Origin of the sequence: Lentzea xinjiangensis (genome assembly GCF_900110955.1) — a bacterium.
Classification (GTDB): Bacteria; Actinomycetota; Actinomycetes; order Mycobacteriales; family Pseudonocardiaceae; genus Lentzea; species Lentzea xinjiangensis.
Genome location: NZ_FOFR01000013.1, coordinates 100,933 through 113,263, shown reverse-complemented (window position 1 = coordinate 113,263; position 12,331 = coordinate 100,933). Strand labels below are relative to the sequence as shown.

Genomic DNA, 12,331 nt, shown 5'->3' with positions numbered 1-12,331 from the left:
CGCGACCCGGCACGACCAGGACGCCCCGGCGCCGCCCGCGCCGATCTCGCGGAACGGGCGGCACCGCGCTGTTCGCTAGCGGGGCTGGCGCTCCCGGCGGATCGTGACGCGCTTGCCCTTGATCGTGGCGTCCCGGAGCTGCTCGATCACGTCGTTCGCGGCCGGGCCCGGCACCTCCACCAGCGAGAAGCGGTCGGCGATCTCGATCGCGCCGATGTCGCGGCCCTTCAGGCCGGTCTCGCCGGTGATCGCGCCGACGATGTCCTGCGGCCGGATGCCGGACGAGCGGCCGGCGCCCAGGAACAGCCTCGTCATGCCCTCCGACGGGCCGCGGCGTTCGCGGCGGGGACCGGCGACGCCGTCCCGGCGCGGGCGGTCCTCGCGCGGGCGCACCTCCGGGATCTCCTCCTCGTCGGCGGCGGCACCGGAGGCCTCGTGGGCGAGCTTCACCGCGGCCAGCGCGATGTCCATCACGTCGAACTCGTCGGCCAGCGTCTCGACGACGACGCGGAACCGCGACAGGTCGTCCTCCAGCAGCGACTCGTGCAGCGAGGAGCGGGTCAGCTCGAGCTGGCGGGCGCGCAGGTCGGCGACCGTCGGGACCTTCTCGACCGGGATCTTGGTCTTGGTGACGCGCTCGATGGTCTTGAGCATCGAGTTCTCGCGCGGCTCGACCAGGGTGATCGCGACGCCCTCGCGGCCGGCGCGGCCCACGCGGCCGATGCGGTGCGTGTAGGCCTCGGGCGCCGAAGGCACGTTGTAGTTCACGACGTGGGTGAGCTGCTCGATGTCGAGGCCGCGGGCCGCGACGTCGGTGGCCACCAGCAGGTCGGCGGTGCCGCCGCGCAGGCGGGCCATCACGCGGTCGCGCTGCTCCTGGCTGATGCCGCCGTGCAGCGACTCGGCGCGGTAGCCGCGGCCGTTCAGCGTCTCGGTGAGCTGGTCGACCTCGTCGCGCGTGCGGCAGAAGACGACGGCCGCGGTCGGCGACTCGACGTCGAGCACGCGGCCGAGCGCGGCGGGCTTGTGCTCGCGGCGCACCAGGTACGCGGTCTGCCGGACGCGCGGCGCTTCGCCGGGCTCGGTCTTCTCGCGCTCGATCTGGATCAGCACCGGCTCGCGCAGGTGGCTCTTGGCCATGCGGTCGATGCGCGGCGGCATCGTGGCCGAGAACAGTACGGTCTGCCGCTGCGCCGGGGTCTCGTTGAGGATCGCGTCGATGTCCTCGGCGAAGCCCATGTCGAGCATCTCGTCGGCCTCGTCGAGCACGACGACCTGGAGGTCGCCGAGCTGCAAGGTGCCGCGCTGCAGGTGGTCGATCGCCCGGCCCGGGGTCGCGACCACCACGTCGACGCCGCGGGACAGCTCGCGGAGCTGGCGGCCGATCGGCTGGCCGCCGTAGATCGGCAGCACGCGCGTGCCCAGGTGGCGGCCGTAGCGGTGCACGGCCTCCGACACCTGCACGGCGAGCTCGCGGGTCGGGGCGAGCACGAGCGCCAGGGGCTTCTCGCCCTTGCCGATCCGGTCGGCGATGCGTTCGAGCAGTGGCAACGCGAACGCCGCCGTCTTGCCCGTGCCCGTGGCGGCCTGCCCGAGCAGGTCGTTGCCGGCGAGCAGCGGCGGGATCGCTTCACTTTGGATCGGCGTCGGCTCCTCGTAGCCCAGGGTGGTGAGTGCGTTGAGGATGTCGGGCCGCAGCCCCAGGTCGGCGAAACCGTTGTCGGCGGTGGTCATGCCGAGTATCTTCCCCCACCGCCCGACACCGCACTCACCCAGACCAGGTCAGGCCGCTCCGCGCGCGCTCACCCGCACGTCCGCGCTGCTCGTCACGCCGTTCACCGTGGCCGAGATCTTGACCTGACCAGGCCTGATGGCGGTGAGACCCCCGGTGCCGGGATCGAGCCACGCGACGTGCCACGGCCTGATGCCGGACTTCTCGCCCACGTGCAGACCGGGTGACCCCTCCCACACCACGCTCATCGGATATCTCACCGGGAGGGTCCGCGGCCCTTGTTTCACCGTCGCGGCAACCGTTTCCGCCCGGCCCGCCACCAGCTCCGCCGGAACCCGCACCTCCAGCGAGTCCACGTGGGGCCGGACCTCGGCCCTGATGCCCCCGCCGGTGACGCCGAAGAGCGTCCAGCCGGTGAACCCGCCGGCCTCGGCGGGGGCCTTGCCGGAGTTGCCGTTGACGACGTGCGGCACACCGTCCACAGTAGACGCGAAGAAGCCGCCGGCGTGCCCTGCGACGAACGCCGTGGGTTTGTCGCGTTCGGACAGCAGCTCCTCCAGGTAGGCGGCCTCCATCCGGTCGGCGAGCTGGCTCGTGCGCGCGGGCGCGGGGTCGCGCGTCGGGTGGTGCGCCATCACGACGACCTGGCCCTCGGCCGTCCGCAGCGCGGTCCTGAGCATCTCCACCTGGTCGAAGCCGCCGCCCCGCAGCGTTCCGGTCGACGAGTCGAGCAGCACGAACCGCGTGCCCCGGTGGTCGAACGCGCGGTGGGTGGCGCCGAACTCGCGGCGGAAGTTCTCGATCGTGCCCGGCCCCATGATCTCGTGGTTGCCCGGCACGTAGTACCAGGGGAGGTCGCCGAGCTCCTCGGTCAGGACCCTCCTCGCGAACGCCAGGTCCTCCGGTGACGCCTCGTCGACGAGGTCACCGTTGACCACGACGAACTCGGCGCCGGAGGACCTGATCTCCCGGAACGTGCGCCGGGCTGACCTGACGAGGTCGCTGCCGGGGTCGCGGGCCACGAACTGGGCGTCCGACATGACCGCGAACTTCCAGCCCGCCGCCGGTCCGACCACCTCCTCGCGCAGCTCCGGCGTGGGCGGCAGGGCGACCTCGGGCGGAACGCGCGCGGTGATGTCGTCGAGGAGCACCTCGCCCGTGTACGACCGGTCCGCCGCGGTCTCGGCCACGGTGAACCTGGTGACCTGGACCGGGAAGTCGAGCTCCGGCGGCACCGGGACCTCCAGCCGCTTCCAGCCGTGCCAGGTGATGTGCGGTCCGTAGAGCGCCCGCGACCGGCCGGTCGAGTCGGTCACGGTGAACGCTGTCCACTCGCCCCGGCCGGCGCCGTGGACCCGGGCGGCGAGCGAGAGGGGCCGGCCGTCGACCCGGAGCGGCCGCGGGGGGACGGCGTGGGCGGTGCGCGTGCCGGTCGACCGGGTGAAGTCGTAGCTCAGCCTCAGCCCGCCGCCGGTGTGGCCGCGCGGTTCGGGGGCGACCGCGCCCGTCGCCCTGGCGGATCCGAACGTCCACTGTGGTGCGTCGTCGAAGTCCGCGACCAGCTCGTCCTCGGCGCCGACGGTGACCGCGACGTGGGTCTCCGCGGCCCCGGCCCTCGCCCTGATCGTGGTCGCGCCGGCCTTCAGGGCCCTGACCCGCAGGTCCGGGGTGACCTCGACGACCGCGCGGTCGTAGCTCAGGTCGAGGTCGGCCCGCTCGATCGGCGCGCTGAAGCCCTTCGCGTCGAAACCGTTGATCCGCAACGGTTTCCGCTCGTCGAGGTGCAGGTTGATCCGGGGGTTCTCCGGGGCGAGGCGGGTGAGCTCGCCCAGCACGGTGAGGCCGGTGGTCGCGGACGTGCCGCCGCGGGAGGCGGTGAACGTCGCCCTTCCCGGGCGGGACCCGGCGTGGAAGGTGTCCCCGATCGCCCATCCGCCCGTCGCGCGCGTGAGGTGGCTGTTGTCGGTGACCGGTCCGTACGTCTCGTCGTGGCCCCGGACGGTCATCCGGCGCGTCAGGCCGGGGAAGACGCGCTCGTCCGCGGCCCGCAGGTCGAACCCGACCAGCCTGCCGGTGCCGGTCGGCGCGTAGAGCGCGAGACCGTTGGGGACCGGCCGCTCAGCGCCGTCCGACGGCGTGTTGACCAGCTCCAGCCCGGTCGTGCCGGGCTCGCGGGCGAGCATGGTCGACGAGCCGCCGCCGTCGAGGTTCAGGGCGTGGTGCGCACCGAGCTCGATCATGGCGTCGGCGAGGTCCCGGAGGTTCAGGCCGAGCAGGAACGGGCCCTGCCGCCCGTCGACGGTCAGCACGTGCATCTTCCTGCCGTCCCGGGAGAACCCGACCGCCGTGCGCGGGTGCGCCGCGTCGGCCGGAGCGACGTTCTCGCCGTCCCTGACCAGCAGTTGCCGCCCGCCGATGGCCGTCACCGGCTCGCTGCCGTCGCTGGTGCGGCTGCGGTAGGTGACGTCGAGCCGGTCACCGGGCTTGAGGGCCTTGAGCACGTCCGCGCCCCTGTCCCGGCCGACCAGCGCGTACCCCTGGACAGGTTCGGCGCTCGGGGCGCCGACCTTCTCGACGACGTCGTCCTTCACGATCACTTCGGCCGTGTTGGTCGCGCCCCGCGTGGCGTGCGCTCTGCTGTAGTCGCCCCACAACGAGTTGAAGACGCCTATGCCGTCGACGTCGATCTGCGCGCTGTTGAGCTGCGTCAGCCTGTGCGTGCCGTTGAGCGTGCCTTCGAAGAAGGTCTCCATCACGCTGCCGACGCCGGCCGCGTCGATGCCGACGGCCCGCCCCCGGCCGGACTTCCTGAGCCGGCCGTCCTGGACGCCGACGCCTTCCGGCGCGTTCGAGTTGTCGATGTCGAAGAAGTCGCCGTTGACCGCCGCGACGGCGTTCCCGGTCTGCTCCGAGAGGGGAACGGCGCGCGTGACGGTGCCGGGATCGACGTACCCGACCCGCGCCCTGGTGAGGTCGACGGCCAGGGAGTCGCCGCGGATCCAGCCCCCGGACCCGCCCGGCTCGTACCAGTCGAACGAGCTGAGCGTGACGCCGGGAGCGACGGGCCGCTCGGTCCGCTCGGTCTCGATGCGCCTGGTGATGTCGGCGTGAGCAGGGGAAACGGGCGCGAGCAGGGCCGCGGCGGTGATCACGACAAGTGCACGTCTCGTCACATCGCGCAATGTAGACCGCTCCGGTGTGAATCCGCCGGACCGTCCGTGTCACGCGCCTGAGTGCCTTCATCCGCAGTGGTGATGCGGGCTGATCCGGGTCAGGTCGTGGGCGTCAGCTCCGCGGCCTTGGCCAGGATGATCAGGATCCAGATGCCGGACGCGGCGACACCGAGGCGCACCAGCAGGCGGCCCGACTGCCCGGTTCGCGCGATCTGGAAGAGCGCCACGCAGCCGAAGATCCAGCACAGCAGAATGGGGAAGCCGAGAATTCCCACCAGCCCGCAGATCAGGCACGCGACGGCCCACCCGTTGCGCTGCGGCGCTGTCTGCTCGTGCTGCGGAGCCGGTGCCAACTGCAGGTACGCCGGTGGGTTCGGCCCCTGCGGACCGTTGTGCGGCGGCTGCCCCGGTGAACTGACCGACATCTCGCCCCCCCGCGAATGTGGGTGATCGACCTGGGCGATTATGTCACAGCGCGGTAGGCCGTCCGGCACAATCAGTGACGCTCGATGGCCTCATGGCGCCGGGGAGGGCTTGTGCGAGGGCAGGACGTGGTCGTGGCCGGTACGAACGAGATGTGGAGCCGGCTGTTCGACGGCCGGGAGCGGTGGGGCTGGGAGTTCACGCCTCCGGCGCCGCCCGCGGTGAGCCCGGAGGCTGCCTGGGAACCGGTCGCCGAGCAGGTGTACGCACCGCACGACTTCATGTTCCACCAGCGGCGCGCCAAGAGGGCCTGGCTGGGGCTGATCGGCTGGTTGGTCGTGACGTTCTTCGCCGTCGCGCTGACGGGCTCGGTGCTCAAACCGGCACAGGAGAAGATGCCGGGGCTGGTCGAGTGGACCACGTCCGTCATCCTGGCCCTGGGCGTCGTGTTGTCCGTGGTGACGTTCATCCGCACCAGGCGCCGGTTCAGCGTGATGAAGCGGAACTACGACAGCCAGTACAACGGCGCGCTGCAGCGGTACAACGAGGCCTATGCCGGGTGGCGGAGCCGGATCGACGAGCACAACCGCCGCGAGGCCGAGAGGTTCCAGTCGGCGATGCTGTGGCATCCGGTGCGACTGACGTCCAGGCCGAGCCGGATCGACGTCTTCGGCGGCACGGAGGACGGCTGGGCGAGCCTGCTCACCACGATCGGAGCCGCGCAGCTCGCGTCCGGGTCGTCGATGATGTTGCTCGACTTCACCGACATGGCCGTGGGCGACAACCTCGCCCACGCCGCCGCCGGCCAGGGGCATGAGATCGTCGTCCGCGAGGCTCCCCGCGACCTGGCCCGGCTCGGCCTGCTCGCCGGTCTCGACTCGGTCGAGCTCGCCGAGGTGATCGCCGACTCCATGCACAACCTCAACCGCTCGGCCATGTCGGCCGACCTGCGCGGTCTGCACATCGACCTGCTGTCGGCGATCGCGGACAGGCTCACCACCGTGAGCTTCGCCAAGCTGGTCGCCGGACTGCAGGTGCTGCGGCGGGTCTACGACGCCGGGTCCGACGAGACGCTCGCCGCGGATGAGCTGCGCAAGCTGAACTCCTACGTCGACACGGTCGGCAACACCGACCAGGTCCGCAACGAACTGCAAGCCCTCGAAGGTGAGCTGCGCGTGCTGGCGCGAGCGGAGCGGGAGGGCGAGAAAGCCGAGCCGGCCCGTTTCGACGCCATCTGGCCGGTGCGCGGCTTGTCCGTCATCGCGACCAGAGCGCGGACGGGCAGGCACCACCGGTTCCTCAACCACGTCGTGTTCCACCGGACACTGCAGGAGCTGAGCTCCCGCCAGGCGAGCGGCCGGGAGACGCTGGTCGTGGCGGGTGCGGACCAGATCGGGCTCGAGGCCCTCGAGTCGATGTCCCGTCAGGCCCGGCGATCCGGCGTCCGGCTGGTCTTCCTCATCCAGCACCTGCGCGACGACCTGCGCAAGCTGCTGGGCGCCGGTGGCACCGCCTCCCTGTTGATGCAGCTCGGCAACGGCGAGGAGGCCTCAGCCGCGGCGGAGTTCATCGGGCGTGGGTTCAAGGTCGTGATGTCACAGCTGACCGTGCAGGTGGGGCAGACCTTCACACATGGCACGTCATCGACCGACGGTGGTTCGCAGAGCAGCACCCGCAGCAGCGGCTACACCTACGGCGGCCACTCCAGCAGCTCCTTCTCCGGTGACGGCAGCAGCTCCTCGTCGTCCGGCAGCTCGTGGTCGACGACCAGGAGCAACGCCGAGACGAGGGAACAGAACTGGTCCGACACCCGCAGCCAGTCCGAGGCGGAGTCGCAGAGCAAGGGGGTCACCGCTGCCCGCGTCTACGAGTTCGACGTCGAGCCGACGACGCTGCAAGGCCTGGCGCCGACGGCGTTCGTGCTGGTCGAGACCGGACCCGCCGGGCGGAGGGTCGTCACTGGCGACTGCAACCCCGGCATCGTGATGCTCGACCGGGTGGCACTCGATGCACCGGTCTCCTGAGACGGTGCTGGACGGCTTCGTCTTCCACCGGATGACCGTGGCTCCTCGCGGCGACGACCTGGCGGCGGTCACCGACCGTCCCGACGAAGCGGGCGGGCGCGCACCGGCGCAGTTGTTCGCCGCCTTGACCGCGGCGCACGCGGGGCTTCGCGGCCGGGACGACGGGGCGTTCGCCGTCGCGTGGGAACGCGAGCGCGACGGCCGCGGCCTGAGAATCCTCGTCGGCGGACGTCCGGACTCGCCGATCGCCCGCCCGATCCCCGGTAGTCCCCGGGACGTGCCCCTGCTCTACCCGCCGGGCAGTCTCGGCATCCCGGCACCGACTCCGGAGATCGCCGAGCGGTGGGCGGGCCTCGCCTCGTGGATCCGATGCGCGGGCGGCCCGGACCCACTGTGGACACCACAGGCGGGCGGCGAGGCCCCTGGGCGGGGCGGCTTCGACGACTACGTCACCCATCTGCCCGGTGAGTTCGTCTGGCTGGTCGTCGCGGAACCGCTCGCGGCCGAGGCGGTGGAACGCGAGCTGCTGGTCCTCGAAACGACGATGCCGCGGCTGCGGCAGCGGGAGAACTCCGAGCCCGACCGCGTCGAACTGGTGCGCGCCGAGGCCCGTTACCGGGAACTGGCCCGCGCCAAGGCGGTCGGACTGTGGTCGGTGCACGTCCTGGTCGGCGGCCCGGACGACGTGAGCACCCGCACCGCGGCCGCGCTGTTGTGCGGCGCGAGCGACCTCGACGCGTTGCCGTACGTCCTGGCCCCCTGCGACGAAGCCGGCGCCTTCGCGGACGTGTGGTACGACCACGGCAAGGGCGCGGAACTGAGCTCGCCCTTCTCCGCCACCGCCGAGCTGGTGGCCGCGCTGGCCCGCCCACCGCGCCGCGAGCTGCCGGGCATCCGCGTGATCGAGCCACCGCTGTTCGACGTCACCCCGGAGAACGAGGGTGACGTGCCGCTGGGCACGGTGCTCGACGACGCCGACCAGCCGGTCGGCGAGTACCTGGTCCCGCTCGACACCCTGAACCGGCACACGTTCGTCGCGGGGGCCACCGGTTCCGGCAAGTCCCAGACCGTCCGGCACCTCCTGGAGGGACTGGGCAAGGCGGGCGTGCCGTGGCTGGTGATCGAACCGGCCAAAGCCGAGTACGCCGCGATGGCAGGGCGCCTGGGCGAGGACGGCGCCGTCACCGTGATCCGGCCCGGTGACCCGGAGACCTACCCGGCCGGGCTGAACCCGCTGGAACCCGCTGAGGGTTTCCCCCTGCAGACGCACATGGACTACGTCCGTGCGCTGTTCCTGGCGGCTTTCGAGGCCGACGAGCCTTTCCCGCAGGTGCTGGCCCAAGCCCTGACCCGCTGCTACACCGACCAGGGCTGGGACCCGGTCACCGGCGGGGTCCGGGGCAGAGCCGGAAGCGCGCGCTACCCGAGCCTCGGCGATCTGCAGACGGTCGCGAAGGAGGTCGTCAAGGGCATCGGCTACGGCAAAGAGGTCGCCGACAACGTCCGTGGGTTCGTCGACGTCCGGATCGGCTCGCTGCGCCTGGGCACCCCCGGCCGCTTCTTCGAGGGCGGGCACCCGCTCGACGTGGCGAAGCTCTTGCGGGGCAACGTCGTGCTGGAGATCGAGGACATCGGTTCGGACGCCGACAAGGCGTTCTTCATCGGCGCTGTGCTGATCCGGATCTTCGAGCACCTGCGCGTGAACCACAGGGCCCGCGCGCGCGGCCTGCGGCACGTGCTGGTGCTCGAAGAGGCGCACCGGTTGCTCAAGCGGGTGGAACCGGGTAGCCCGGCCGCGCACGCCGTCGAGCTGTTCACCTCGCTGCTGGCCGAGATCCGTGCTTACGGCGAGGGCATCATCGTGGCCGAGCAGATCCCAGGCAAGATCGTCCCGGACGTCGTGAAGAACACGGCCTGCAAGATCCTGCACCGCCTGCCCGCCGAGGACGACCGGCAGAGCGTCGGTGCCACGATGAACCTGAGCGAGGCCCAGTCCCGCCACGTCGTGACCCTGCCTCCAGGCCGCGCCGCGGTGTTCACCGACGGCATGGACCGGCCGTTGCGGTTGCTGATGCCGTTGAACGAGGAGCGTGAGTCTGCCGACCTGGTCTCGCGTTCACCCGCGGTCGGCCGGCGCAGCGCGGCGTGCGGTTCCCTGTGCGCGGTCACACCGTGCACTCTGGGCCAGCTCAGCGATGCGGTGCACAGCGCGGACGAGGACGAGCGTTTCGTGTTGTGGATCGAGCTGCTCACGGTCGCCCACCTCACCGGCCGACCGGCTCCGGAACCGGACCCCGGCTGGGTTTCGTCGTTGCGGTCGCGCTTTTCCGCACGGGCGCTGGAATGTGCTCTCGCACACCGCGTCCAGTCCGCTGTGGACAGTCGCTACGCCGGCATCGCCAAGAGGTATCCGGCCGACGACCTCATCCGGCACCTGACCGAGAGCGCCACCCGCACCCTCAACACCCTGCCACACGGCTGCAAGGTGCCGGACGTGCGTTGGCAAGCGGGCCGCTACCGCTGGTACGACGTGTACCAGGCGCTGAAACGAACCGACCTGCCCACCCCGCACCCGGACACGCCTGCTTGGCGCGCCCGCGGCCTCGACCTCGAGGGCACGACCACCGCCGAGCAGTTGACCGCCCTGCGCGCCCACCCGGACCACTGGCGCGGCGGCGACGAGACGGTGCTGGGGACCTTGCGCCCGACGCTGGTGGAGACTGCGATCGCCCGGCTGAGCAACAACAAGGACCCGGTGGAGCGGTTCAAAGCGGCGACCGGCTTCCTGAACCTGAACTGGCGGGCGGCCGCGGTGCTGAGGCTGGACCAAAAGGATCTCCGATGAGGTCCTGCGGAGGACGTCTGTGAACGAGACGAGTGACACCGGGCCGGAGGCGCCGGAAGAGCCGCCACCGACCTCTGCGGAAGACTCGGACACCTCTGCGGAAGGCTTTGACGATCCGGTGGACGACGACGGCCCCGAGCCGTCCGAGTCTGCAGACGATTCCGGTGACGCCCATGACGATCCGGTGGACGACGACGAACCCGACGCGTCTGACGCCGAGGTCGCGGATGACGATCCGGTGGACGATGACGATCCGGTGGACGATGACGATCCAGCCGACGATGACCAGCCGGTTGCTGACGAGCAGCCGGATGATCCGGTGGACGAGGACGAACCTGCTGCGGACGAAGAGCGGGATGGTCCGGTTGATGACGATCAACCGGTGGACGATGGCGATCCGGTGGACGACGATGGCCCCGCGGATGATGACGAGCCCGCCGACGATGACGAGCCGGTTGCCGACGAGCAGCCGGATGACCCGGCGGACGAGGACGAACCTGCTGCGGACGCAGAGCGGGATGATCCGGTTGATGACGATCAACCGGTGGACGACGACGATCCGGTCGTTGAAGATCATGAGGATCCGGTCGATGACGACGAGCCTGTCGACCCGGTCGAGGACGATCCCAGGGCTGAGGAACAGGCCGAGGACGATGATCGTGTCGAAGACGCCGATCGAGACGACATCGATGATCAGCAGGCTGAGGACGATGCCGATCGGGCCGGGGATGACGCTGATCGTGCGGATGACGACGTTGATCGGACTGAGACCGAGGACGATCGTGTCGAAGCTGAAGAGCAGCGGGCCGAGGACGATCGCGCTGACGCGGACGACGCGGCGCGGGAGCAGGCTGACGACGACGCGGATCAGGCCGACGCCGACCAGGCGGAGAACGACAGCGCCGAAGCGACCGGGTCGGAGGACAGCGACCGCACTGAGCCGGACGACACCCAGCCGCCCGCCGAGCAGCTCACCGATCCGGTTGAGGATTCGGGCGACACCGAAGAGCTGGAGCTCGAGCTCAGGCCGCAGGACCCGCGCTGGGACGGCAACTGGTTCACGCAGGCAGCCGACCAGCCGTCGCCGGGTGCGGTCCTGCTGACAGCGACGGACCAGCAGAGCGTCTCGCCGACGGCGGTTCGGGTGGATGTGATGTCCGGCAACACCGCGACCGCGTCGGTGGACGGGACAGGCGCCGGTGCTCCTTCTGACCAAACCTCGAGCGAAATCGGTCCTGGCTCCGAAGCAGTCGAGATGCCTCGGACGAAGGACACGACCTCCCAGCTCTCCCCGGATCGGCCCGGAGAGAGCGTCGAGAACCCGACACAGGCGGTTGACGACGCCTCGCCGATACATCCGGGCGACGAGATCTCCGAGGCGCTCCAGCAGGAGAACCCGGACGCGGCCACATCCGACCACGTGAACCACGCTGTGGAAGCGTCGGCCAGCGACGATTCCGGATCGACGACGCCAGACCGGGGCTCGTCCTCCGCAGCGGCTGCATCCGGTGAGCGGTCCACCGCAAACGGCGAGCGACCGGGCGACTCCCGGAACAGCACGGCCGGCGGGGACAACGGTGGCGGTGGTGGCGGCGACAACGGTGGCGGTGGCGGAAGCGGCGGTGGCGACCGAGGGGATGGCGGCGATCACGAAGACAAGGGCGAAAAGGCGGACAAGGAGGCTGCTGCCGACTACCTCACGCAGTTCTTCGGTGAAATGCTGGCGAAGGTGTGGGACGGGTTCGGGCAGCTCAACGACAGCGGCGCGATGGGCAAGATCGGCGAGTCGCTCGCGGAGGCCTACAAATCCGGAGGGCTCGAGGCCGCGAAGAATATCGCGAACGGCTGGGTCGCCGGCCTGAAGAAGGGGCTGGCGGAGAAGGACTCCTCCCCGGCGTCGCAAGAGTTCAAGGACCAGGCTGAGGCGATGGCTGACCGGCTCGAGGAGCAGGGCGAGGCGTTCAAGGACCGGGCTGAGGCGATGGCTGACCGGCTCAAGGAGCAAGGCGAGGCGTTCAAGCGCGACGTGGAGGGCAGGACTTCGCCGGGTGCGGGGGAAGTCTCGCCGAGCGAGTCCCGGGAGGCGCCGCCGCCGACGCCTCCTGACGATGAGAACTCGCGTTAGCCCTCCGAA

The 12,331-nt window shown here is 70.9% G+C and carries 6 protein-coding genes; 3 read left to right on the top strand and 3 right to left on the bottom strand.

The window, feature by feature from the left end:
* Positions 1–75: 75 nt before the first annotated feature.
* The 3 genes from BMW88_RS25805 to BMW88_RS25795 all read right to left on the bottom strand — a co-directional run bounded on the left by BMW88_RS25805 (position 76) and on the right by BMW88_RS25795 (position 5,330).
* Entirely contained in the window at positions 76–1,734 is a 1,659-nt protein-coding gene (locus BMW88_RS25805; protein WP_089954959.1) for a DEAD/DEAH box helicase, read from the bottom strand.
* A 48-nt stretch (positions 1,735–1,782) separates the two neighbouring features.
* Positions 1,783–4,905, bottom strand: coding sequence for a phosphodiester glycosidase family protein (locus BMW88_RS25800; protein ID WP_245778050.1), 3,123 nt, complete (start codon positions 4,903–4,905; stop codon positions 1,783–1,785).
* Positions 4,906–5,003: 98 nt separating this feature from the next.
* Entirely contained in the window at positions 5,004–5,330 is a 327-nt protein-coding gene (locus BMW88_RS25795) for a DUF4190 domain-containing protein (protein WP_089954954.1), read from the bottom strand.
* Between the two features lie 111 nt (positions 5,331–5,441).
* Between BMW88_RS25795 and BMW88_RS42110 the strand changes: the two genes are divergently transcribed.
* From BMW88_RS42110 to BMW88_RS41120, 3 genes are read left to right on the top strand one after another with little or no spacing between them, the layout of a single operon-like run.
* The gene (locus BMW88_RS42110; RefSeq protein WP_177221311.1) at positions 5,442–7,352 is read left to right on the top strand and encodes a hypothetical protein; all 1,911 of its coding nucleotides are present in this window, start codon (positions 5,442–5,444) and stop codon (positions 7,350–7,352) included.
* Entirely contained in the window at positions 7,336–10,197 is a 2,862-nt protein-coding gene (locus BMW88_RS25785; RefSeq protein ID WP_245778049.1) for an ATP-binding protein, read from the top strand. The genes BMW88_RS42110 and BMW88_RS25785 overlap by 17 nt, the downstream gene beginning before the upstream one ends.
* Positions 10,198–10,216: 19 nt before the next feature.
* Positions 10,217–12,322, top strand: coding sequence for a hypothetical protein (locus BMW88_RS41120; protein WP_143116242.1), 2,106 nt, complete (start codon positions 10,217–10,219; stop codon positions 12,320–12,322).
* Positions 12,323–12,331: the final 9 nt, after the last annotated feature.

Coding starts and splice junctions, on each gene's coding strand:
- BMW88_RS25805 (WP_089954959.1), bottom strand. CDS start 1,734: ATGACCACCGCCGACAACGGTTTCGCCGACCTGGGGCTGCGGCCCGAC.
- BMW88_RS25795 (WP_089954954.1), bottom strand. CDS start 5,330: ATGTCGGTCAGTTCACCGGGGCAGCCGCCGCACAACGGTCCGCAGGGG.
- BMW88_RS25785 (WP_245778049.1), top strand. CDS start 7,336: ATGCACCGGTCTCCTGAGACGGTGCTGGACGGCTTCGTCTTCCACCGG.